The sequence below is a fragment of the Bradyrhizobium sp. AZCC 2230 genome (assembly GCF_036924495.1).
In the GTDB taxonomy this organism is placed as follows: domain Bacteria; phylum Pseudomonadota; class Alphaproteobacteria; order Rhizobiales; family Xanthobacteraceae; genus Bradyrhizobium; species Bradyrhizobium rifense.
The window spans coordinates 2,098,849-2,119,031 of the sequence record NZ_JAZHRS010000001.1; the positions used below are offsets into that span (position 1 = coordinate 2,098,849).

The window sequence follows — 20,183 nt, forward strand, 5'->3', positions numbered from 1 at the left end:
AGCGCTCACCGCTCCTCATCTCCCGTGAATACAAACTTCGGCATCTCCCATTTGTAGCGCACCGCGAGCAAGCGGAAGCTGATGCCGAGGATAAAGGTCAAAATGGTCCAAAGCTCGGCGTTGAGATTGAGACCGAAGGCGGTGGCATAGAACAATCCCGTCACCACCGAGACGCTGGCATAGAGCTCGGAGCGGAATAGCAGCGGCACGTCGTTGCAGAGCACGTCGCGCAGGACGCCGCCGGCGCAGCCCGTCACCATGCCGGAGACGATGACGATGGGCAGCGTGGCATCCATCTGCCAGGCAACGTCGCAGCCGGTCATGGTGAAGACGACGAGGCCGATGGCGTCGAGCACGATGAAGGCTAGTCGAAGCCGGTGCACGAGGTGTGCGAACAGGATCGTCACCAGCGCCGCTGCGCCCGGCAGGACGAGATAGATCGGGTTCGCGACCCAGGCCAGCGGATAGTGACCGAGAAACAAGTCGCGCAGCGTGCCACCACCGAGCGCGGTGATGCTGCCGAGCAGGCAAACGCCGACGTAATCCATGCTGCGGCGGCCCGCGGCGAGCGCCGCCGTCATGCCCTGCGCGGTCAAGGCGACCAGCGCCAGAAGATGCAGCACGCTATCGCTCGGCGGCAGGCTCCACATCGCTTTGTTCCCTCATTCCCGCCCTGGAACTTACGTCCGCGGTTCCCGGATGAACAGGTTCCCGATTCCTCGCGCGAGGCAACATGAGACGAAAGCATAACGCGCGCGGAACAGAATCTCGCATCTCCGGGTTGTCAGGGCGCAATAAACGAGGAGACCAATGATGGCTGACGACCGTTTTCCCAACGATCCGTATCGCCCGAACCTCGCCGACGATGAGTACCTTCGCGCGGCGCGCCGGGACGGCGACCTTCAGGCCGATCCCGAGCTGGGTGAAGGCCCCGCCTCCAGCGGCAAGGTCGCGCTGTTCGCCGTGGCAATCGCCCTGGTGCTGGGCGCCGTGTTCTATGGCTTGAACAACTCCAGCACGGGCAATCAGGCGAGCAATACGCCGACAGCGCAGACCGCTCAGCAGACGGCTCCGGCCAATCCGGCCGCGCCTCCCGGCATGCGTGACGTGACGCCGCGCAACAACACCGCGCCCGGAATGACGACGGGTGCTGCGCCGAGCAAGCCGGCCGCGCCGGATATGCCTGCTGCAAAGCCGGCACCGGATACGCAGACGCCGTCCGACGGCGCGAAGTAACGATTTACAACAATATGCGACAGCGGCGGGATCGAAAGGTCCCGCCGCTTTCGTTCTGGATCTAGCTGAACATCTTGTTGAGCTCGCCGCCGGGATAGCCGCCGGCCAACTCGCCAAACGTTCCCGTCTCCGCCATCTCCTTTGCCGCGCGCATGAAGCCGCCCCAGGCGGCGCGGGCGAGCGAGCCACCGACGCTGATCCGGCGCACGCCGAGATCTTCGGCTTCCTTCAACGACAGGCCGGAGCCGCCGATCAGCAGGTTGAACGGTTTTGGTGCAACAGCCTTCACCACTGCGGCGATGTCCTCGCGCGTCTTCAGACCGGGCGCGTAGAGACAATCAGCGCCGGCATCCGCGTAAGCGGTGAGCCGGTCGATGACGAGCTTGAGGTCGGTCACGCCCCAGAGGAATGCTTCGCAGCGGCCGACCAATAGCGTGCCGCTGTCGCCGATCGCCTTGCGCGAGGCCTTGATGCGCTCGACAGCGAGCGCGCGCTCGTAGATCGGCTTGTCCTTGTCGCCGGTGGAATCCTCGATCGAGAGGCCCGCGACGCCGGTGCGCACGCCGCGCTCGACATTGTCAGCGACCTTGTCCGGCTCGACCGCGAAACCACCCTCGAAATCCGCATTCACGGGAATGTCGACGGACGAGCTCAGTGCTGCCAGATGCTGACAGACGTCCTCGACGGTGACGCGGTTGTCGGCCTTGCCGATGGTCCAGGCAAAGCCGGCGCTCGACGATGCCAGCGCCTTGAACCCGAGATGCTGCAACGCCTTGGCGCCGCCGACATCGACCGGATTGGGCAGGATGAAGCAGCCGCTCTCGTGCATTGTCCTGAACGTCGCGCGCTTGTCAGCAGTTGTCACATGCATGTTTCTCTCCCTTGTTGGCCGCGCTTGTTGGCCGCGCAGACATAGGCACACGCGCCCGCGAGCGCTAGTGCGCGTCGTGCACGGCGCGGCTGTCCTTCGGCGCCTCGTCGCGATCATTCATTCCGTAGTCCCTGACGACGCTGGCGATGCGCAGATGATAGTCGGCAAATATTTTTGCCCTGCCCTTGGCCTGCGTGCGACGGTGCTCCATCGTGTTGCGCCAGGCCTGGACGGCGGCCTCATCCCGCCAGAACGACAACGACAGGAGCTTGCCCTTCTCGGTCAGGCTTTCGAAACGCTCGACCGAGATGAAACCGTCGATGGTCTGCAGGATCGGCTTCAGATCGGCCGCAAGGTCGAAGTAGTCCTGGCGATGTTCCGGCTTGGGCCAGACTTCAAAGATCACGGCGATCATGGGCGGCTCCTCAATCGTTGATGGCTTACACTACCACCTTGCGTAAAAAGGTGCGCTCTTCCGCGAGGATGAATTTGTTGTCCTCGGCAAAATGGAAGTTCGCCATGCCTTCGGCATCCTGGCGCAGCCGCGCGCGGTAGGCCTCGTAGGCGGCGAGGCTTTCGAAGGTGATCAGCGCGAACGCGATGTTGTTGGTGCCCTCATGCGGCATGAAATAGCCGATCAGGTCGCCGCCGCATTTCGGGATGATGGTGAGCCAGCGTTTTGAATAGTCCTCGAACTGTGGGCGTTTGAAGGGATCGAGCTGGTAGCGGATGAAGACGGTGACGGACATTTTGGGCTCTCCTGGTGTTCCTCCGTCATTGCGAGCGCAGGTCTCATAGGGTGGGCAAAGCGAAGCGTGCCCACGTTGTTTCTTCGCAACGAAGATTGGTGGGCACGTCGCTACGCTCCTTTGCCCACCCTACGGCTTCTCGCAATGACAACGTAGTGAGAACCTATGCCCTTGCCCGACCACAATGCTTCGGCTATCATCGAAGCATGAAATCAGGACCTGACATCGCCATGGTCGCCGCGCTGGTCGGCGACCCCGCCCGCGCCAACATGCTCACCGCGCTGATGAACGGCCGCGCGCTGACCGCGAGTGAGCTCGCACAGGAAGCCGGCATTACGCCGCAGACTGCGAGCTCGCATTTGGCAAAACTCGAGGCCGGCGGACTGCTCGAGCCGGAGAAGCAGGGCCGTCACCGCTATTACCGCCTCACCGACGACGACGTCGCCGGCGTGCTCGAAGGCCTTGCCGGCCTTGCCGCGCGCACCGGCCATATGCGCGTGCGCACCGGCCCGAAGGATCCGGCGCTGCGGCGCGCGCGGATCTGCTACGACCACCTCGCCGGCGATCTCGGCGTGCAGATGCTGGATAGCTTGCGCACGCGAAACCTGGTCAGGCAGAAGAAGCAGGACATCGAGCTGACCGCCGACGGCGAGCGCTTCCTCGCCAAGCATCTGCAGATCTCGCCCGATATGCTCAGCCATCCGCGCCGCCCGGTCTGCAAGGCCTGCCTCGACTGGAGCGAGCGGCGCCACCACCTCGCCGGCACGCTTGGCGCCGCGATGATGCAGCGTTTCGCCGAGCTGAAATGGGCCGCGCGCGACGCCACGCCCGGCAGCCGCGTGGTGAATTTCACCCGCACCGGCGAGAAGCAGTTTGCGGCGCTGTTCGGGAATGGGAAGGACTGATCACACGTTTACGTGTGAATATGGACTCTCGTCATGGCCGGGCTTGACCCGGCCATCCACGCGATTATGCGAACGGTCATTCCGTGACCGTCAGAGAGCTCCATGATCCGCATCCTCCCGGCCGCCCTCGCCGCCGCCCTGCTCGCTTCCCCACTCGCCGCCCACGCCGCCGACACACCCCAACGCGAGCCCTACGGCATCGCGCTCGAAGGCTTTGCCTATCCCTATCCCGTGCACCTGCTGCCGGTCGTCAATGACGGCGAGCAGCTCAGCATGGCCTATATGGACGCAGCACCGGCGCAGCCGAACGGCCGCACCGTGGTGCTGCTGCATGGACGCAATTTTCCGTCGAGCTACTGGGCGCCTGTCATCAAGATGCTCAACGAGGCCGGTTATCGTGTCGTGGTGCCGGACCAGATCGGCTTCGGCAAATCGTCGAAACCCGTCGGCGAACTGCATTTCGACACGCTGGCGCGCAACACCATCGCGCTGCTCGATCATCTCAAGATCGACAAGGCAGATGTCGTCGCGCATTCGCTCGGCGGCATGCTGGGCGTGCGCATCGCCCGCGCCTACCCTGATCGCGTCGCGCATCTGGTGCTGACCGCGCCGATCGGCCTGGAAGACTATCGCCTCTACGTGCCGCCGACGCCGACCGAGAAGATCATCGAGAGCGAGGACAAGCTCACCGCCGACGGCTACCGAAAGCAGCTCCAGGCCAATTACGCAATCAAGCTGCCGCCTGAGGCGATCACGCCGTTCATCGATGCCCGCTTCAACATCAAGGGCAGCCCCGATTATCCGCGCTGGCTGCGCGCCTTCGTCTCATCCGGCCAGATGATCTATCGCGAGCCGGTCGCGCACGAGATTCCCCTCATCACCGAGCCGACGCTGTTCATCATGGGCGCCGACGACCACAACGCGCCGGGCCGGCCGAATGCGCCGGAGGCGCTGCGCGCAAAAATGGGGCAGAACGCCGAGCTGGCAAAAGCGTTCGCGGCGAAGATGCCGAATGCGCGGGCGGAAGTCATTCCGGACACGGGCCACCTCGTCTTCCTGGAGGCGCCGGAGAAGTACAAGGAGTTGGTGCTGGGCTTTCTCGGCCGCTAAAGCGTTTTCGAGCGAAGTGGGTACCGGTTCGCGTCAAGAAAACGCGTCAAACAAAAATCCAGAGCCCCGCTCCGATTCATCGGGGCGGGGCTCTGACGCCATCGCTGTCGCCTGAGGCCGTATGCGCGAAATGTTCATGGCGTATTCAGCTCATGATTGGCAGATTTGGATCGCAACGTGTCGGCACGTATCGGTCCAAATTTAACGTGTCGAATCGTGTCTTTTGATTCATTGTGCGCCGCAAGCGCCAAGCCCCCAAGAGTCTCCCCCAAAGATTTGCCCCAAGGACGAGAAGGAAGATCAAATGAAATATCTGTTTGCCGCCGTGATGCTCGCCAGCGCGGTCGTTGGTTTCAGCGAGGCGGCCAGCGCCGCCGGTGGTTGCGGCCCGGGCTGGTTCCGCGGCCCCTATGGCGGCTGCCGTCCGATGGGCCGTGCGGTCGTCGTGGCCCCCGGCCCGGTCGTGGTCGCTCCGCCAGTCGTCGTCGTTCGTCCGCGCGTGTGCCCCTATGGCTTCCGCTGGTACGCCGGCCGCTGCCGTCCGTTCTGATCTTTTGCACTTGCGAAATGGCCGCGCGGCGAAAGCTGCGCTGCCATTTTCGTTGAGAGCCTGAGGCAAAGCAAAAAGGGGATCACAATCGCGATCCCCTTTTTCATTCCGGCTGCACCGTTACCAGCGACGCCAGTGGCGGTGCCAGCGACGATGCCAATGGCGATGGCGCCAGCCCCAGTGACGGTGATGCCAGTGGCCATGCCACCGCACCTGCTCTGGCTTCATCTGGGCGATCTCCTCACTGCTGGTGACAGCGGGATGAGCGTCCGGATTGGCGAGCGGCATGGCGCCATTGCCGAGCGGTTGCGGCGCCAATGGCGCGGCCTGTGCGGCAGCGGTGAACGCGGCGGCTCCCGCCGCGACACCGCATGCAAGTTTCAAAAAGTTTCGGCGCTCCATGGCATATCCTCTGCTCTGATCGGTTAGGTGATGCAGAGGAAGTGTCGCGGTGGCGACATGAACTGCCGCTGAATCACGCGTTCAGATTCATTGCAAAGCTGACAGCTTCGTAGCCCGGATGGAGCGAAGCGCAATCCGGGATTCGTGCCGCAGCGAAGACCCCGGATTTCGCTGCGCTCCATCCGGGCTACAGGACCGTGCCTAGCCGCTAAATTCCTGCACCAGCGGCGCGCTTTTCGGCATCGGTGACGATGGCGCGGACGACGAAGTAGGCGGCGGGCATCGGATTTCCTCCTGTTGTTTGGCCGCAGCATAGCTGGTTATAGTGCCGGCCACAAAAAGCCCGCGCGACAGAACATGACGATCGCGCGACATCAGGGAAGGGCCGGCCATGCGCAGGATCATCACGGGCATCATCGCGATCGCCAGCCTTGTCCCCCTCGCCTCGCGCGCCGAGATCGTCCGCTTCGATATCACGGAGCGCGTGCCCGCCTTCACCGGCCGCAGTTTTGGCACTGTCGGCACCTATGAGCGCATCACCGCGCGCGCGACCTTCGCGCTGAACCCGGCCGACGACCGCAACGCCATCATCACCGATCTCGCGCTGGCGCCGCGCAATGCCGACGGCAAGGTCGAGGCCACGGCCGATGTCGTGATCCTGCGGCCCAACGATCCCACCCATGGCAACGGCACGCTGCTGCTGGACGTGCCCAATCGCGGCAGAAAGCTCGCGCCGCAATTGTTCGACGATTCCGCCCAGCCCGGCGCCAACAATGCCGACAAGGCCGAGGACGCCGGCATCGGCTTCCTGCACCGGCAAGGCTTTACGATGGTCTGGGTCGGCTGGCAGGGCGACATCCCCTCCAAGCCGGGGCAGCTCGCGATGACCGCACCGGTGATCAAGACGATCACCGGCCCCGCGCGCGAAGAATTCGTATTCGACACCACCACCAGCCCTGCGCGTGCGACGCTGACCTGGCCCGCTGCGGATGCCGCCAACGTCAACGTCACCGTGCGTGCCGCCTGGGCCGATCCGCGTCAGACGCCGCCCGGCCTCGCCGCAAAGCTCGTCGATCCCTCGACGGTGGAGATCACCCGGCCCGACGGCTTTGACGCCGGCGCGCTCTACGAGATCACCTACACCGCGCGCGATCCGGTCCCGCTCGGCATGGGCTATGCCGCCGTGCGCGACGTCGTCAGCTTCCTCCGCCATGACGAGACACAGGCCAACCCGCTGCTCGACGGCCTGCATCCGTCGGTCAGCCGCGCCATCGGCTTCGGTGTCTCGCAATCCGGCCGCTTCCTGCGCGACTTCCTCTATCTCGGCTTTAACGAGGATCTCCAGGGCCGCATGGTGTTCGACGGCTTGATGCCGCATGTCGCCGGCACGCGGCGGATGGCGACCAATGTCCGCTTCGGCCAGCCCGGTCGCAACCCGCGCCACATGCAGGACCCGGCGTGGCAGGCCGACCTCTTCCCCTTCACCTATGCGACGCTGAGCGATCCCTATTCCGGCAAGACTGATGGCGTGCTGCGTCGCTGTTCGCTCTCGGTCACCTGCCCCAAGGTGATGCAGACCGACAGCGAGCATGAATGGTGGGCCTCGCACGCTTCGCTGCTGGTGACCGACCTCGCCGGCAATCACCTCGACCTCCCCGACAACGTCCGCGCCTACATGATCGCGGGCACGCCGCATTTCGCGGAAGCCTCCGATGTGATGAAGAAGGGCCTGCCGGCGATGTCGCTGCCGCAGAACCCGATGCATGCGGGCGGGCCGATGCGCGCGCTGCTCACCGACCTCAACGCCTGGATCAGCGACGGGACAAAACCGCCGGCAAGCCGCGTCCCCATGCGCGCGCACGGCACGCTGGTCGCGGCGCAAGGCGCGGTGCCGACCGACATCCCCGGCCTGCCCTATGCCGGCATCCACACGCTCGCCGCCTTCTCCGACCAGAGCGTGCTGCCGCCCAAGGAGATCGGCCGTTACCCCGTGTTCGTGCCGAAGGCGGACGATGACGGCATGGCCATCGCAGGCATCCGCCAGCTCGCGCTCGCCGTGCCGCGCGCGACTTACACCGCATGGAATCCGCGCGCGACGGGATTTGGGCCGACCGCGCTCTATCCGCTGCAAGGCGCGGTGGTGCCGTTCGCGCCGACGGAGGCCGCGCGGAAGGAAGTGCATGATCCCAGGCTATCGATCGCGGAACGATACGCCGATGATGGAGCCTATGTGGCCGCGGTGAAGCGCGAGGCGGCGCGGCAGGTGGCGGAGCGGATATTGCTGCCGGAGGATGCGGAGCGCGCAGTGGAGGCCGCGAAGCAAGGCAAGCTCGCGAAGCTCGGGCTGTAAGAAAGGCCGAGCTCCCGTAGGGTGGGCAAAGCGGAGCGTGCCCACGTTTTCCGTCGCCGGCAAAGAGATGGTGGGCACGGCGCAAATGCGCCTTTGCCCACCCTACGGTCTCTGCCTTCGGAGAAAAAACGTCGCCCCCATGTCGGAACGCGCCGCCTCCGTCCGTCCTATGCTTGAGACAGCACGGAGACACCGCATGCCAGACCTCACCCTGATCACCTACGACTGGGTTCCCCCGCCGCCGCGCGGCTATGTCCGCGACCTCCGTGTGCGCTGGGCACTCGAAGAGGCTGCCTTGCCCTATCGCGTCGCCAGCACGCCATTCGACGACCGCGGACCTGCGCATCTGGCGCACCAGCCGTTCGGCCAGGCGCCATGGCTGACCGATGGCGATCTCTCGATCTTCGAGACCGGCGCAATTCTGCTGCATCTCGGCGGGCTCAGCGACGCGCTGCTGCCGGCCGATCCGCGCGGCCGCGTTGAGGCGACGGAATGGGTGTTCGGCGCGCTCAATTCGGTGGAGATGGCGAGCCTGCCGTGGACGATGCTGAAGTTCATGGGCGAGCCGGGATCGAAATTCTTCGACAACTTCATCGAGCTTCGCTTGAAGCGCATGGAAACGGTGCTGGCCGACCGCGAATGGCTGGCCGGTTCCTTCTCCGTCGCCGACATCCTGATGGCGGACGTGCTGCGCATCGTCGAACGTTTCGACGGGCTCGCCGACAGCCCTGCCTGCCGCGCCTATGTCGCGCGCGCCACGGGCCGTCCGGCCTTCGCAAAGGCGCACGCAGACCAGATGGCGCATTTCGCGGCTGGGGATGCGGCGCGCGGAGCGTGACCCACCGCACATCATTAACCCGGTGTTAGCCATAGGCTCACGGGCCACTGGAACGAAGCAATTTGCCTCAAATTATCCCGGCGGAAGGTGAGACATGGCCCGCATCGACTTTCTCAGAGAGCAAGTAGCCCGCGCCGAGCGTCTGGCGAAGGCGATCCTCGACCAGCAAACCGCGGAACGGCTTCAAGCCTTCGCTGCGCAATGTCGCGCGGAAGTGCAGGTTCTGTCTTTCAAGACTGCCGCGTAAGGCAGCGCGTCACATCAGTTTCATCGGCGTATCGGCGACCACACGCAGGTCGATCCTGCCGATCAACGCCGACCGGCGCGCCTCGGCAACACCGATCGCGTCGTCCGTCTGCCGCAACGTGCTGATGTTCGAGCCGAGCGAGACGATGCCGCCGAGCACCAGCGCGATCGAGCCGAGCGCGGCGGTCTGACCAAAACCAAACAGTCCGAGGATGGTGACCAAGAGCAGCACCGCACCGCTGCCGATCGCGATCTTCGACGCCAGGATGTACTTCCGGCACCGCTCGGCGATCTCGGCGAGCCGCTCGATCCGATCTTCGATGTCGGAGATTTCGTCGGTCGGATCGTCTTCGGTCATCGGATTGAGCAAACCGATTGTAGGGCGGATTAGGCGCAGCCGTAATCCGCCGCATGCATTGTCGAAAAGATTGGCGGATTACGCTTCGCTAACTAATCCGCCCTACGTCCCTCACAACGGCAAATTGTCGTGCTTCTTCGCCGGCGTCTCCACCTTCTTGTCCTTCAGCATCGCCAGCGCCCTTGCGATGCGTTTCCGCGTCGAGTGGGGCATGATGACGTCGTCGATGTAGCCACGCTCGGCCGCAATGAACGGGGACAGGAAGCGGTCTTCGTATTCCTGGGTGCGGGCGGCGATCTTGTCGGGGTCGCCGATGTCACTGCGGAAGATGATCTCGACCGCGCCCTTGGCGCCCATCACCGCGATCTGGGCGGTCGGCCAGGCGTAGTTCATGTCGGCGCCGATTTCCTTCGACGCCATGACGTCGAAGGCGCCGCCATAGGCCTTACGGGTGATGATGGTGATCAGCGGCACGGTGCACTGCGAATAGGCGAACAGGAGTTTGGCGCCGTGCTTGATCAGGCCGCCATATTCCTGCGCGGTGCCCGGCAGGAAGCCCGGCACGTCGACGAAGGTGACGATCGGGATGTTGAAGGCGTCACAAAAGCGCACAAAGCGCGCGGCCTTGCGTGACGCGTCAGAGTCGAGCACGCCGGCCAGCACCATCGGCTGGTTGGCGACGAAGCCGACGGTGCGGCCGGCGATGCGGCCGAAGCCGGTGACGATGTTTTTCGCAAAGGCGTCCGCGATCTCGAAGAAGTCGCCCTCGTCCACGACCTTCAGGATCAGCTCCTTCATGTCGTAGGGCTTGTTCGGATTGTCGGGGATCAGCGTGTCCAGCGACATGTCGACCCGGCCGATGTCGTCGAAGCTCGGCCATTCCGGCACGCCGTCGGTGTTGTTGGACGGCAGGAAATCGATCAGACGGCGCATCTGCAGCAGCGTCTCGACGTCGTTCTCGAAGGCGCCGTCGGCGATGGAGGAGCGCGTGGCGTGCACCGAGGCGCCACCGAGCTCTTCGGCGGTGACGACCTCGTTGGTCACGGTCTTCACCACGTCCGGGCCGGTGACGAACATGTAGCTGGTGTTCTTCACCATGAAGATGAAGTCGGTCATGGCCGGCGAATAGACGTCGCCGCCGGCGCAGGGGCCCATGATGACCGAGATCTGCGGGATCACGCCCGAGGCGAGCACGTTGCGGCGGAACACGTAGGAATAGCCGGCGAGCGCGGCGACGCCTTCCTGGATGCGCGCGCCGCCCGCGTCATAGAGGCCGATGATGGGCGCCCTCGCCTTCATCGCCATGTCCTGAAGTTTTGTGATCTTCAGCGCATGGGTCTCGGACAGCGAGCCGCCGAATACGGTGAAGTCTTTGGCAAAGACAAACGTCTTGCGGCCGTTGACGGTGCCCCAGCCGGTGACGACACCGTCGCCGGGGATCTTGTTCTTCTCCATGCCGAACTCGGTGGAGCGGTGCTCGACGAACATGTCGAATTCCTCGAACGATCCCTTGTCGAGCAGCAGCTCGATGCGCTCGCGCGCGGTCAGCTTGCCGCGGGCGTGCTGCGCCTCGATGCGCTTCTCGCCGCCGCCGAGCTTTGCGCCGGCACGACGATCTTCAAGGGCGTCCAAAATATTCTTCATTTGCTCCCGCCAGGTCTCAAGCCTTAAGTGATGGGCGTTCTAACACGGCATTTTGCGGGCCGGGAAGCGCCTTTCGGCGCCGCAGGGCTGCCTTGCCGCAGCGTGAAAGCGCAAGGAATTACAAAGTTTTGCCTGGGAGGCGACGATGGACGAGAGAGCTGCTGACGCTGGCTCCGTGACCGGCGGCGTCAGGATCCTGCTGCGGCTCGAGGGGCTCGCCCTGTTCGCCGGCATGACGGCGCTTTATGCGGCCTGGGGCGGCTCCTGGACGATCTATCTGTTGCTCTTCCTGGTCCCGGATCTGAGCTTCCTGGCGTACCTGTCGGACGCCAAATTCGGCGCGCTGGTCTACAACGCCGCCCACAGCTACATGGCGCCGGTGACGCTGATGACACTGGGCCTGGGCTTCGCCTCGCCCCTCACTCTGTCCATCGCGTTGATCTGGCTCGCCCATATCGGCATCGACCGGGCGCTGGGCTATGGCCTGAAATATTCGGCAGGATTCGGCTTCACCCATCTGGGGCGGATCGGCCGGCAGAAGGACGCCTGACGTCCCGCACGGGCGGCGGGATGGCCGCCATTTTGTCAGCTCCCGCCGGTTGACCGGGCCTGCCGATTCAGGCTTGCTCAAGGCTTACGATCAGGCGCCGAATGTTGCGTGAGCTCAGTCGGTACGGCGGCGGTCATCACGTCCGGCTGCAAGCATCACCTTATGTCCGCCACGGTCGTTCCCCTGCCTCCGAACAGCGCGTCCGAGACCACCGATTTCCTGCGGCGGATGGCCAGCATGGTGTCGGGACGGAACGGCGAGATGCTGCTGCGCGCGGCAAGCCTGATTGAATCGCTGACACAGCGGGCGATGTCGGCCGAACGGCTATTTCATGAACAGCAGGAAGAGAGCAAGCGCCATGCCGAACGGCACGAGGCAGCCGAGCTTGCCTCCGACGCCATGGTCAACCAGATCGCCGCCATGCGGGTGCAGCTCGCCGAAGTGACTGCGGCCGCGGCCGCCGACCGGGCCGCGTTCGACACCGAACGCGACAAGCTGCTCGGCCTGATGCAGCATGCGGAAAGCCACATCGGCAAGCTCACCACCGAGCTCGATACGCTGCGCGCCTCCGTCGACAGTTTCAACGAGACCGCCGTCTCCGTGCCGATCGAGGTGCTGCGGCTGGCGCGGACGCAGTTCGACTATCTCTCGCGGGGTTTTGAGCGGAAGGGCGACGTGATCTCGCAGGCCATGAGCGAGATCGGCGGCTTTGCCATCGACCAGGCGCTGACGGCGAAGAAGACGGCCGACAAGGCCTGATGCGCCCGCGCGCAAATTGACAGCGCGCACGCCGGTTGATCTACTTGCCAAAAATCATAAGGGAGGATCCGATGCCGACGGCATTCCGCGTCGCTGCGGCCATCATCGCGCTCTGCGCTTCAGCCGGGCTCGTCGGCGCGCAATCGCTTCCCAAGGATGCTCCGGCCCGGACCGAGATCTTCCCGATCCCGTCCCTCACCCTCTCCGACCGGCAGTTCCTCAGCGGCGATGCCGCGGCCGGCAAGCCGGTCACGGTCGCCGGCGAATTCCGCGTGGCGCAGGGCACCGGCAAGATACCGGTCGTGGTGCTGATGCACGGCTCGAGCGGCGTCGGCGCCACCACGGACGCCTGGGTGCACGAATTCAACGCCATGGGCATCTCGACATTCGTGATCGACGGTTTTACCGGCCGCGGGTTGACGGTGACGGGGCCGAACCAGGCCCTGCTCGGCCGGCTCAATCTGATCATCGACATCTATCACTCGCTGGACATCCTGGTGAAGCATCCCCGCGTCGATCCTGACCGCATCGTGCTGATGGGTTTTTCACGCGGCGGACAGGCGGCTCTGTATGCGAGCCTCGACCGCTTCAACAAGCTCTGGAACAAGTCCGGCGTGCAGTTCGCGGCCTACATTCCGTTCTATCCGGATTGCTCGACGACGTACCAGACCGACACCGAAGTCGCGGCGCGCCCGATCCGCATCTTCCACGGCACGCCGGACGATTATAATCCCGTCAAGAGCTGCAAGGCCTTCGTCGAGCGGCTCAAGGCCGCCGGGCGCGATGTGGTGCTGACCGAATATCCCGACAGCGCCCACGGTTTTGACAGCGGCCTGCTCGGCGCCAACACGGTCACCGTGTCGGCCAACGCGCAGACCGTGCGCAATTGCAAGATCAAGGAGGGCGACGGCGGCGTGCTGATGAACGGCGATACCAACGCGCCCTTCACCTACAAGGACACTTGCGTCGAGCTCAACCCGCATGTCGGCGGCAATCCCGCCACGGCCGCGGAGTCGCGGAAAGCCGTGGTGGATTTCTTGCAGGCGTTGTTCAAGCTGGGATAGGCGCACTCCGTCATTGCGGGCGCAGGTGCCGTAGGGTGGGCAAAGCGAAGCGTGCCCACGGAGAGATGGTGGGCACGGCGCTGCGCGCCTTTGCCCACCCTACGGGTGTCCCCGCGTGGCAAGACCACATTCTGAGGCGCCCGCGTAGCTATCGCGCCCGCCCCGACAGCCGCAGCACGAACACCAGCACCTCAGCCACGGCCTTGTAGAGATCGGGCGGAATCTCCTCGCCCAGCTCGACCTTGGAGAGCGCGCCGGCCAAAATCTCGTTCTCTTCGATCGGGATGTCGTTGGCCTTGGCGATCTCGATGATCTTGGCGCCGATCGCGCCTTTGCCCTTGGCGACGACGACGGGCGCATTGGTGCCCTTCTCGTAATGCAGCGCAATGGCGAGCTTGGATGGGTCGCTCATGTGGCGCGATCCAGGAAATGCCCGGCGCGCGCGGGCGCTGCTTGCGGCGGCGTGCCGTCGCGCACGACGATGTCGCCGGGCTTGAGCTCGGCTTTGGTCAGCGCCTGATTGAGCTCGCCGATCCCGGCGCGGAGCTGCTGCGCCGTCGCCGGTCGCTCGGCCCACATCCGCACAAAAGTCTTGTCGCCGTTGAGCGTGATCAGCGCGTGCACGGGTCCACTCGGCTCGACATTGAGCGTGAAGCGCGCGCGCCAGGCGCGCTTGGCGGGATCGGCCTGCTCGTTGCCGCCGTCGCGCGAGATCTCGAACTGCGCCATCGCGGTGCCCTGCGGCGTCGCAAACGGAATCTCGAAATTCCACTGCGGCACGGTTGGATCGGTGCGATGACCGCTGGCATCGAGGCGGTCGGGCAGCGAAGCGACCTGCAGCAGCGTCTGCCGCGCGATCGCGGCATCGGTGTCGTCGAGCAGGCGATGCACGGCCGCGGCGAGCGGCGTGTCTGGTGTCAGCGATGGCGAGGCGACCGCTTGCGGCGACGGCAGCGCGCCGCGAAACGGCGGTGGCGTGGTCGTACGCGCGGCCGCTTCGAACGCGTGACCATCGGGCACGGCCTTGGTGGCGCCCGGCACATTCCCGGTCAGGCGCGGCAGGTTTTGCGTGACCTCTTGCAGCAGGCTCGCGGCAAGGCCTGCGGAGATCGTCCGCGGCAACGCTGCCTGCGGTGCGTCGACCATGTCGGCAAGCACGGCGGCCACGACATTGGCGTTGCGCTGCATTTGCGGCGATTGGACTATCTCTGCGTCAGGCAGCGGTACTTGTACAGCCTCGCCCGCAGCTTGAGGCGGCGAGCTTGCGGCCTGCCCCGAGGCGACGGCGTTGGTCGCAACCGCAACGGCCTGTGTCGGTGGCGCGGCAGTCTCGAGCGTTCCTGATGTCGCGGCCAGCGTCTGGCGCAGCACTAGGAGCGCCGCCTTCAGGTCGGGCACCGCGCCCGACGGCGGCGTCGTGCCTGCGGCAAGCGAGGCCTCGAGAAACAGGCCGGACTTCTGAAAGGCGGATTCGATATCGCCGCCATCAAGCGCAGTGTTGAGCGGCGTCTGTTGCGCCAACACATCCAGCACGGCCTGCTTCAGGCCGGCCGGCAGATCGCTGCCGGTCACGACGGAAGCCAGATTGGCAAACAGCGGCGCCTGGCTGCCCTGTTTCGTCGCGGCTTCGGTCGAGGCTGCGGTGACGGCGACCTGCTCGGTCGGCGTCAAGGGATTGCGGCCTGCGGTCGCGGATGGCGCAAGCGACGGGCTCTCGACCAGCGAGGCCGCCGTCGGCGTCAGCGTGACCTGATCGGCGCTCGCCTCGCCTGCCCCGTTGACCACAGCGAGACGAATCGTGCCGTCGTTCTGCGACACCGCGAGCTGAAGATTTTGTCCAGGGGTCAGCGCCACCTCGGACATCACATCCATCGATAGATTGGCGATCGCGATCCGCACCAGATTGTCGGCGAGCACGCTGACGACCTTGGCGTCGACGACGCTGCCGGCCTGCAGCACAAGATCGGGCGTCGCCGCATCAGCAACAGAGCTGGCGGCACTGACGGGAACGATCGAGCTTATCGGCGTCGGCATCTTAGGGCGGCCCAGGGAGCACGAATCCCACCCTAGGGCCCCGTCGTAAACCTCTCGTTAAGGACCTTTGGCCGCGAGCGGATTCACGGCCGCCAATACCGCCACGGCAGCGTCGAAATCCCGCAAGCGGGTGGCCCGGCGGGCGGCCGCCTCCTCGTCCACGCCCCACTGGTCGATGTTCCAGTCCTCGTCGACATGGGCGGCAGCCCAGACCTCGCCGGCGTCGCGTACGCCATGGGCCAGCGCCAGCGCCAGCAGCGCCGAGCCGGTCAGGGTCGTCACCACATGGAGCGCCGCGACCGACCAGGCATCCCCCGGCAGCGCCGCGCGGGCGGCACGCAGCGCCCCGTCCGGCTGCTTCACATGCATGATGCCTTCAGAGAGGATGAAATGCGCCCCTAGCGCCTCCGCCGCCCAGAACAGCACGGGGTCCCACTGCGCGGCCTCGCGGGCGACCAGCCCTTCGGGATGGCCGGCGCGATAGAACAGCAGGTCGGTCTCGAGGTATTTTGCGAGGTCATCGGTGACGAGTTCGACGCGGTCGACCACGCCCTCGACCACGCTGTTGGCGATCCGCGTCAGCGGCATGGTCACGGGATCGAGCGCCTCGCCTTGGGCTGCCCATTCCGCGGCCACGGCATCCGCCAACGCCCGCGCGGGGATAACCACCTGGCGGCTGGATGGCGTCCGGATCGGCTTGCCGTCGAGCGTGATGGCGAAGCCGCCCTCGGCTTCCGCTACGCCCACCTCCTTATAGAAGCGCTTGCGCAGCGGCGCGCGCGCGGACGCACGCGATGATTCCCGCGGATCCCGCGGGGGCTGGCCGGCAGCTTCTTCGAACAATTCGCGCATGTGAGTTTTCGGTCTCCGCCGCTAAATGCAGGCTTTTGAAGTAAGATCGGCTTTTAAGGTAAGATCGGCGGCCGATAAAGCGAGCGGGCATGAGGGAACTTGCGGGCATTGCAGCCCTGTTCGCCGGGCTTTGGCTGGCAGCGGCCGAAGCCGGCTTCCGCACCCCGGAATCGCTCGTCCGCAACGTCTATGCCTATTATGGCGAGGGCGCGCCGGAGCTATCCAGGGGCCTGCCGCGGGATGATGCGACCACCCGGCAATTCTTCGACCCCTCCTTGCGCAAGGCGTGGAGCGGCCCACGGACCGAGCCCTACGATTTCCTGGTGCAGAGCCCGAGCTGGAAGCTCGGCCCGGTCGCGATCGCGATCATCCGCAGGCAATACGACAAGACTTATGTTGCAGCGAATTTCGACAATCACGGCCGGAAGGTCGCGCTGAACTTCATCCTGGTCAACGGTCCGGAGGGCTGGCTGATTGCAGATGTCGAGAGCCCGCATGATAGTTTGCGGATGTTTCTGGAGCAGTTTCGGAATTGAGGGGGTGGCTTTTCGTAGCCACAATCACCGCTGTCATGCCCCGCGAAGGCGGGGCATCCAGTACGCCGCGCCGGATGTGGTAAGAGCGAGCTCTCTAACGCTGGCCGCTGGAATACTGGATCGCCCGCCTTCGCGGGCGATGACACTGAGTGCGTGGCGAGCAGCTCCCTACTCCTCCGGCGCGTTCTCGATCGGGTCGAACCGGCTCGCGTCCAGCCCGAGCAGATTCCACGACTGCTGCATGTGCTGCGGCAGCTGCGCGGTGGCATCGATGACGCCGCCGCGCGGATGCGGGATGACGATACGCCGCGCCAGCAGATGCAGTCGGTTTTGCAGGCCGCCCGGCAACTGCCAGTTCTCGATGTTGAAATATTTGGGATCGCCGACGATGGGATGGCCGATATGCTCCATGTGGGCGCGCAGCTGATGGGTGCGCCCCGTCACCGGCTTCAGCGACACCCAGGTCAGCTTGTTGCCGGCGGTCTCGACCACCGCGTAGTACGTCACCGCGTGGCTCGCGCCCTCGTCGCCATGCTGCGCGATGCGCATGATGGTGTCGTCCTCGCTCTCCTCCTTGGCGAGGAAGGTCGAGATGCGGCCCTGCTTCGGCTTCGGCAGGCCCGGCACCAGCGCCCAATAGGTCTTTCGCGCCGAGCGCGAGCGGAACGCGCCGGTCAGATGCGAGGCGGCAAAGCGTGTCTTGGCGATCAGCAGGCAGCCCGACGTGTCCTTGTCGATCCGGTGCACAAGCCGTGGCTTCTGGCCCTTGGAATCGCGCATCACCTCCAGCATCTGATCGATGTGTCGCGTCGTGCCGGAGCCGCCCTGCACCGCAAGCCCGAACGGCTTGTTCAGCACGAGAACGTCGTCGTCCTCGTAGATCGTCATCTCCTTCAACGCGGCAAGCGTCTTCTGTGCGCCTTCCGACAGTTCGCCCACCGCCTTCGGCGTGTCGAGCTTCAGCGGCGGAATGCGGACGCTCTGCCCCTCCTCCAGGCGGTCCTTGCTGTCGACCCGCTTGCCGTCGACGCGCAGCTCGCCTTTACGGACGACGCGCTGGATGTGGGAGAACGACAGGCCGGGAAAGCGCGCTTCGAGGAAACGGTCGACGCGCATATTGTTCTCGTCGGCCGTCACCTTGACGGTCTGCACCTTGGTCGGCAGCAGCACCTCCACTGGCTTTGCCGCAGCCGGCTCTTCCATTGCAACCTTGGGCGCACGCCGTTCGGTGCGCTCTGCTGCAAAGCGCGGCTGCTTGGTCCCTGGCTTAGCCCCCGGACGCGGCCCGGCCTTCTTCGCACCACCCGGCTTGAACGGACGCGCCTCCTTGCGCTCATCGCGCTCGCGAGGCTTCGGGTTCATTCTCTTGATGCGGCGGCTCATGCTGTCTTTCCAAGCTTTCGTGTCGACTGCGCGTTGGCGCGGCGAGGCAGCGACGCAACCTGGGCGCCTACCTCTCTCTCCGCCAGCCGCAGCTCATATTGCTGTTGCAGGTTCATCCAGAATTGCGGACTCGTGCCAAACCAATGACCAAGGCGCAGGGCCGTATCGGCGGTAATGCCGCGCTGTCCGTTGATAATGCCGGTGATGCGATTGACCGGCACATCGATCTGACGCGACAACTCCGCGGCGGTGATGCCGAGTTCGCGCAGCTCTTCGGCGAGCTGCTCTCCGGGATGAATGGGCGTGCGAGGCATAGGCTTCCTTCAGTGGTAATCGACGATCTCAACATCGATCGGACCGGGCGATCCCTCCGGCCAACTAAAGCAGATCCGCCATTGATCGTTGACCCGGATCGAGAATTGTCCTGCGCGATCGCCCTTCAAAGCTTCAAGTCGATTACCGGGCAATGCCGCCAAATCAGCCAGACTGGTCGCCGCATCCAATCGATCCAGCCGCGTCTCTGCCTGGCGGACAAATCCCGAGAATTCCTTGACGTGCTGGCCAGCGGCAAATCGCTCGGTGCGCTTGTCGCTGTAGTTGACGATCATACTATTCCCTAGCATGATTTACGGTTTACGTAAACTGTAATTATTGATGCACGGGCACTTCCTGCGTCCCATGGTCCTGCTCAAATGTAATGTTGAGCATTGCGCTGGTCAGAACGAGGCGCTTCTCGAAAATCCCGCCAAGAAGTACGATAAATACAATGACAAAGCATAGCCCTGCAATCCTGTCTCTGCGCCAAAAGAAGATAGCTGCCGCGGCAAAAGATAAGACTGCCAAAGTCCAGTTGACCGCGAAGATAGCAGTCATTTCCGATCGTCCCTTGATTGCGCTGAGCCCCTCTGCCCTTCTAGCGACTCTTCTACCTCCGCATTCCAAAGTGCAGGCTCGCAACAGACTACAGGAACCTCAACGACAAGCATTTGTGTGGGCATGAGATAGACGCGTTCTCTATCTTCATCATAAAAATCGACCATCTCATTGACGAAGCCCGTCTCGAGCTGGCTAAATAGGTTTTGCATCTGGGATGCGCTACCATCGTCATCCTCCTCTAGGAGGAGAGTGTCGGGCTCGATGCCAAATACAATTGGTTGCTCGGCGCTAATCAAATGCAGCCGAAGCTCTAGCTTCTCTTCCTTCTCGTCTTCGAACGAAACGCCGAGATCGAAGAGAAACTGAGTCGCGGCAATCCTATTTTGATTGATCGCGACCCAGTGGGTGCGGGCGGAGAAGACAACTATGCCCTCGCCAGTTCTACTGAATATCTTCTCCAGACGATCCTTCTCGTCACTAGGGACCACGTACTCAAAGACACGTCCATCGAAAGCGAAGAATTTAACCGTCCAGCTTTTGGGATCAGGATCGAGACCTGCCTCTCTCAGCTTCGCGCTATCTATGAAATAGCGAGAGTCCCTAAGTCCCTTCTTGGGCTTAGGGTCGAGAGAGGGAAACACGTCAGGAAGTTCAGCGCCGAGTGCAGCAGATATTTTTAAGGCCAGTTCTAGCTGCGCGCCCTGAACACCGGCCTCAATCCGTTGAACTTGCTGCTGGCTAGTGCCAGCCAATTTGGCCAACGCCTGCTGCGTCAGCCCGCGAGCTTTCCGCAGGTGCGCAATGCGGTTTTTGACCACCACCATGCCTCATTAACACTAATATGTGTATTACACAGAATCGTGTTTTCCG

Annotated in this window: 26 protein-coding genes and 1 pseudogene; 11 read left to right on the plus strand and 16 right to left on the minus strand. The window is 64.2% G+C overall.

What is annotated here, in order from left to right:
* Positions 1-5 precede the first annotated feature (5 nt).
* Positions 6-650, minus strand: a complete 645-nt coding sequence (locus V1280_RS10205) for a trimeric intracellular cation channel family protein (RefSeq protein WP_334522545.1) — start codon at positions 648-650, stop codon at positions 6-8.
* A 163-nt stretch (positions 651-813) separates the two neighbouring features.
* Here V1280_RS10205 and V1280_RS10210 point away from each other — a divergent pair, with 163 nt between their 5' ends.
* Entirely contained in the window at positions 814-1,236 is a 423-nt protein-coding gene (locus V1280_RS10210) for a hypothetical protein (protein WP_334522548.1), read from the plus strand.
* 61 nt (positions 1,237-1,297) lie between these two features.
* On the opposite strand, the gene V1280_RS10215 is transcribed toward V1280_RS10210, so the two are convergent.
* The 3 genes from V1280_RS10215 to V1280_RS10225 all read right to left on the minus strand — a co-directional run bounded on the left by V1280_RS10215 (position 1,298) and on the right by V1280_RS10225 (position 2,856).
* Entirely contained in the window at positions 1,298-2,107 is an 810-nt protein-coding gene (locus V1280_RS10215; RefSeq protein WP_334522551.1) for an isocitrate lyase/PEP mutase family protein, read from the minus strand.
* 64 nt (positions 2,108-2,171) lie between these two features.
* Positions 2,172-2,522 carry an antibiotic biosynthesis monooxygenase family protein gene (locus V1280_RS10220; RefSeq protein ID WP_334522554.1) on the minus strand — a complete coding sequence of 117 codons (351 nt, stop codon included), beginning with the start codon at positions 2,520-2,522 and terminating at the stop codon, positions 2,172-2,174.
* A gap of 25 nt (positions 2,523-2,547) precedes the next feature.
* Positions 2,548-2,856, minus strand: coding sequence for an NIPSNAP family protein (locus V1280_RS10225; protein WP_334522557.1), 309 nt, complete (start codon positions 2,854-2,856; stop codon positions 2,548-2,550).
* 206 nt (positions 2,857-3,062) lie between these two features.
* On the opposite strand from V1280_RS10225, the gene V1280_RS10230 reads away from it, so the two are divergent.
* From V1280_RS10230 to V1280_RS10240, 3 genes are all read left to right on the plus strand, one after another.
* Entirely contained in the window at positions 3,063-3,761 is a 699-nt protein-coding gene (locus V1280_RS10230) for an ArsR/SmtB family transcription factor (protein ID WP_334522559.1), read from the plus strand.
* 102 nt (positions 3,762-3,863) lie between these two features.
* The gene (locus tag V1280_RS10235) at positions 3,864-4,871 is read left to right on the plus strand and encodes an alpha/beta fold hydrolase (protein WP_334522561.1); all 1,008 of its coding nucleotides are present in this window, start codon (positions 3,864-3,866) and stop codon (positions 4,869-4,871) included.
* A gap of 304 nt (positions 4,872-5,175) precedes the next feature.
* Positions 5,176-5,421 (plus strand): GCG_CRPN prefix-to-repeats domain-containing protein, encoded by a 246-nt coding sequence (locus V1280_RS10240; protein ID WP_334522564.1) that lies wholly within the window; start codon positions 5,176-5,178, stop codon positions 5,419-5,421.
* A 120-nt stretch (positions 5,422-5,541) separates the two neighbouring features.
* Here the strand turns inward: V1280_RS10240 and V1280_RS10245 are convergent, their stop codons facing one another.
* Both V1280_RS10245 and V1280_RS10250 read right to left on the minus strand, forming a co-directional pair.
* Complete coding sequence (locus V1280_RS10245) at positions 5,542-5,823, minus strand: twin-arginine translocation signal domain-containing protein (protein ID WP_334522567.1); 282 nt, start codon at positions 5,821-5,823, stop codon at positions 5,542-5,544.
* A gap of 201 nt (positions 5,824-6,024) precedes the next feature.
* Positions 6,025-6,228, minus strand: coding sequence for a hypothetical protein (locus V1280_RS10250; protein WP_334522570.1), 204 nt, complete (start codon positions 6,226-6,228; stop codon positions 6,025-6,027).
* On the opposite strand from V1280_RS10250, the gene V1280_RS10255 reads away from it, so the two are divergent.
* The 3 genes from V1280_RS10255 (at position 6,215) to V1280_RS10265 (ending at position 9,258) form a co-directional block, all read left to right on the plus strand.
* Positions 6,215-8,173: an alpha/beta hydrolase domain-containing protein gene (locus tag V1280_RS10255; RefSeq protein ID WP_334522573.1), complete on the plus strand. Its 1,959-nt coding sequence runs from the start codon at positions 6,215-6,217 to the stop codon at positions 8,171-8,173. The two genes, V1280_RS10250 and V1280_RS10255, sit on opposite strands and share 14 nt — an antisense overlap.
* A gap of 196 nt (positions 8,174-8,369) precedes the next feature.
* Positions 8,370-9,011, plus strand: a complete 642-nt coding sequence (locus V1280_RS10260; protein ID WP_334522576.1) for a glutathione S-transferase family protein — start codon at positions 8,370-8,372, stop codon at positions 9,009-9,011.
* 94 nt (positions 9,012-9,105) lie between these two features.
* Positions 9,106-9,258 (plus strand): hypothetical protein, encoded by a 153-nt coding sequence (locus tag V1280_RS10265; RefSeq protein ID WP_334522579.1) that lies wholly within the window; start codon positions 9,106-9,108, stop codon positions 9,256-9,258.
* Between the two features lie 9 nt (positions 9,259-9,267).
* On the opposite strand, the gene V1280_RS10270 is transcribed toward V1280_RS10265, so the two are convergent.
* Both V1280_RS10270 and V1280_RS10275 read right to left on the minus strand, forming a co-directional pair.
* Positions 9,268-9,615, minus strand: coding sequence for a hypothetical protein (locus V1280_RS10270; protein WP_334522582.1), 348 nt, complete (start codon positions 9,613-9,615; stop codon positions 9,268-9,270).
* A 111-nt stretch (positions 9,616-9,726) separates the two neighbouring features.
* Positions 9,727-11,259, minus strand: a complete 1,533-nt coding sequence (locus V1280_RS10275; protein ID WP_334522585.1) for an acyl-CoA carboxylase subunit beta — start codon at positions 11,257-11,259, stop codon at positions 9,727-9,729.
* A 145-nt stretch (positions 11,260-11,404) separates the two neighbouring features.
* On the opposite strand from V1280_RS10275, the gene V1280_RS10280 reads away from it, so the two are divergent.
* The 3 genes from V1280_RS10280 (at position 11,405) to V1280_RS10290 (ending at position 13,632) form a co-directional block, all read left to right on the plus strand.
* On the plus strand, positions 11,405-11,809 hold the full coding sequence (locus V1280_RS10280) for a DUF4260 domain-containing protein (protein WP_334522588.1): 405 nt from the start codon (positions 11,405-11,407) through the stop codon (positions 11,807-11,809).
* Positions 11,810-11,971: 162 nt separating this feature from the next.
* Positions 11,972-12,568 (plus strand): hypothetical protein, encoded by a 597-nt coding sequence (locus V1280_RS10285; protein WP_334538256.1) that lies wholly within the window; start codon positions 11,972-11,974, stop codon positions 12,566-12,568.
* A gap of 71 nt (positions 12,569-12,639) precedes the next feature.
* The gene (locus tag V1280_RS10290; protein ID WP_334522591.1) at positions 12,640-13,632 is read left to right on the plus strand and encodes a dienelactone hydrolase family protein; all 993 of its coding nucleotides are present in this window, start codon (positions 12,640-12,642) and stop codon (positions 13,630-13,632) included.
* A 148-nt stretch (positions 13,633-13,780) separates the two neighbouring features.
* Here V1280_RS10290 and V1280_RS10295 read toward each other — a convergent pair whose 3' ends face one another.
* The 3 genes and pseudogenes from V1280_RS10295 to V1280_RS10305 all read right to left on the minus strand — a co-directional run bounded on the left by V1280_RS10295 (position 13,781) and on the right by V1280_RS10305 (position 16,518).
* Positions 13,781-14,209: an EscU/YscU/HrcU family type III secretion system export apparatus switch protein gene (locus V1280_RS10295; protein WP_334522594.1), complete on the minus strand. Its 429-nt coding sequence runs from the start codon at positions 14,207-14,209 to the stop codon at positions 13,781-13,783.
* Positions 14,095-15,666, minus strand: a pseudogene (gene fliK, locus V1280_RS10300) (flagellar hook-length control protein FliK); the annotation flags it as partial. The pseudogene fliK and the gene V1280_RS10295, both read right to left, overlap by 115 nt.
* 57 nt (positions 15,667-15,723) lie before the next feature.
* A complete protein-coding gene (locus V1280_RS10305; RefSeq protein ID WP_334522596.1) occupies positions 15,724-16,518 on the minus strand; it encodes an ATP12 family chaperone protein in 795 nt (264 codons plus the stop codon).
* A gap of 89 nt (positions 16,519-16,607) precedes the next feature.
* On the opposite strand from V1280_RS10305, the gene V1280_RS10310 reads away from it, so the two are divergent.
* Complete coding sequence (locus V1280_RS10310; protein ID WP_334522600.1) at positions 16,608-17,054, plus strand: hypothetical protein; 447 nt, start codon at positions 16,608-16,610, stop codon at positions 17,052-17,054.
* Positions 17,055-17,222: 168 nt separating this feature from the next.
* Here V1280_RS10310 and V1280_RS10315 read toward each other — a convergent pair whose 3' ends face one another.
* The 5 genes from V1280_RS10315 to V1280_RS10335 are packed head-to-tail and all read right to left on the minus strand — an operon-like array spanning position 17,223 to position 20,137.
* Complete coding sequence (locus tag V1280_RS10315; RefSeq protein WP_334522603.1) at positions 17,223-18,437, minus strand: RluA family pseudouridine synthase; 1,215 nt, start codon at positions 18,435-18,437, stop codon at positions 17,223-17,225.
* Positions 18,434-18,751, minus strand: coding sequence for a HigA family addiction module antitoxin (locus tag V1280_RS10320; protein ID WP_334522607.1), 318 nt, complete (start codon positions 18,749-18,751; stop codon positions 18,434-18,436). The genes V1280_RS10315 and V1280_RS10320 overlap by 4 nt, the downstream gene beginning before the upstream one ends.
* Positions 18,752-18,760: 9 nt before the next feature.
* Positions 18,761-19,045 (minus strand): type II toxin-antitoxin system RelE/ParE family toxin, encoded by a 285-nt coding sequence (locus V1280_RS10325; RefSeq protein WP_334522610.1) that lies wholly within the window; start codon positions 19,043-19,045, stop codon positions 18,761-18,763.
* A 40-nt stretch (positions 19,046-19,085) separates the two neighbouring features.
* The gene (locus V1280_RS10330) at positions 19,086-19,310 is read right to left on the minus strand and encodes a hypothetical protein (protein WP_334522612.1); all 225 of its coding nucleotides are present in this window, start codon (positions 19,308-19,310) and stop codon (positions 19,086-19,088) included.
* Positions 19,307-20,137: a helix-turn-helix transcriptional regulator gene (locus tag V1280_RS10335; RefSeq protein WP_334522615.1), complete on the minus strand. Its 831-nt coding sequence runs from the start codon at positions 20,135-20,137 to the stop codon at positions 19,307-19,309. The genes V1280_RS10330 and V1280_RS10335 overlap by 4 nt, the downstream gene beginning before the upstream one ends.
* Positions 20,138-20,183 lie beyond the last annotated feature (46 nt).

Bases quoted from the DNA above. Each gene is read 5' to 3' on its own strand.
- V1280_RS10220 (WP_334522554.1), bottom strand. From the start codon at position 2,522: ATGATCGCCGTGATCTTTGAAGTCTGGCCCAAGCCGGAACATCGCCAG.
- V1280_RS10250 (WP_334522570.1), bottom strand. From the start codon at position 6,228: ATGATCCTGCGCATGGCCGGCCCTTCCCTGATGTCGCGCGATCGTCAT.
- V1280_RS10265 (WP_334522579.1), top strand. From the start codon at position 9,106: ATGGCCCGCATCGACTTTCTCAGAGAGCAAGTAGCCCGCGCCGAGCGT.
- V1280_RS10305 (WP_334522596.1), bottom strand. From the start codon at position 16,518: ATGCGCGAATTGTTCGAAGAAGCTGCCGGCCAGCCCCCGCGGGATCCG.
- V1280_RS10315 (WP_334522603.1), bottom strand. From the start codon at position 18,437: ATGAGCCGCCGCATCAAGAGAATGAACCCGAAGCCTCGCGAGCGCGAT.
- V1280_RS10205 (WP_334522545.1), bottom strand. From the start codon at position 650: ATGTGGAGCCTGCCGCCGAGCGATAGCGTGCTGCATCTTCTGGCGCTG.
- V1280_RS10275 (WP_334522585.1), bottom strand. From the start codon at position 11,259: ATGAAGAATATTTTGGACGCCCTTGAAGATCGTCGTGCCGGCGCAAAG.
- V1280_RS10240 (WP_334522564.1), top strand. From the start codon at position 5,176: ATGAAATATCTGTTTGCCGCCGTGATGCTCGCCAGCGCGGTCGTTGGT.
- V1280_RS10255 (WP_334522573.1), top strand. From the start codon at position 6,215: ATGCGCAGGATCATCACGGGCATCATCGCGATCGCCAGCCTTGTCCCC.
- V1280_RS10285 (WP_334538256.1), top strand. From the start codon at position 11,972: ATGTCCGCCACGGTCGTTCCCCTGCCTCCGAACAGCGCGTCCGAGACC.
- V1280_RS10280 (WP_334522588.1), top strand. From the start codon at position 11,405: ATGGACGAGAGAGCTGCTGACGCTGGCTCCGTGACCGGCGGCGTCAGG.
- V1280_RS10225 (WP_334522557.1), bottom strand. From the start codon at position 2,856: ATGTCCGTCACCGTCTTCATCCGCTACCAGCTCGATCCCTTCAAACGC.
- V1280_RS10230 (WP_334522559.1), top strand. From the start codon at position 3,063: ATGAAATCAGGACCTGACATCGCCATGGTCGCCGCGCTGGTCGGCGAC.
- V1280_RS10325 (WP_334522610.1), bottom strand. From the start codon at position 19,045: ATGATCGTCAACTACAGCGACAAGCGCACCGAGCGATTTGCCGCTGGC.
- V1280_RS10290 (WP_334522591.1), top strand. From the start codon at position 12,640: ATGCCGACGGCATTCCGCGTCGCTGCGGCCATCATCGCGCTCTGCGCT.
- V1280_RS10330 (WP_334522612.1), bottom strand. From the start codon at position 19,310: ATGACTGCTATCTTCGCGGTCAACTGGACTTTGGCAGTCTTATCTTTT.
- V1280_RS10260 (WP_334522576.1), top strand. From the start codon at position 8,370: ATGCCAGACCTCACCCTGATCACCTACGACTGGGTTCCCCCGCCGCCG.
- V1280_RS10245 (WP_334522567.1), bottom strand. From the start codon at position 5,823: ATGGAGCGCCGAAACTTTTTGAAACTTGCATGCGGTGTCGCGGCGGGA.
- V1280_RS10310 (WP_334522600.1), top strand. From the start codon at position 16,608: ATGAGGGAACTTGCGGGCATTGCAGCCCTGTTCGCCGGGCTTTGGCTG.
- V1280_RS10335 (WP_334522615.1), bottom strand. From the start codon at position 20,137: ATGGTGGTGGTCAAAAACCGCATTGCGCACCTGCGGAAAGCTCGCGGG.
- V1280_RS10320 (WP_334522607.1), bottom strand. From the start codon at position 18,751: ATGCCTCGCACGCCCATTCATCCCGGAGAGCAGCTCGCCGAAGAGCTG.
- V1280_RS10215 (WP_334522551.1), bottom strand. From the start codon at position 2,107: ATGCATGTGACAACTGCTGACAAGCGCGCGACGTTCAGGACAATGCAC.
- V1280_RS10210 (WP_334522548.1), top strand. From the start codon at position 814: ATGGCTGACGACCGTTTTCCCAACGATCCGTATCGCCCGAACCTCGCC.
- V1280_RS10235 (WP_334522561.1), top strand. From the start codon at position 3,864: ATGATCCGCATCCTCCCGGCCGCCCTCGCCGCCGCCCTGCTCGCTTCC.
- V1280_RS10270 (WP_334522582.1), bottom strand. From the start codon at position 9,615: ATGACCGAAGACGATCCGACCGACGAAATCTCCGACATCGAAGATCGG.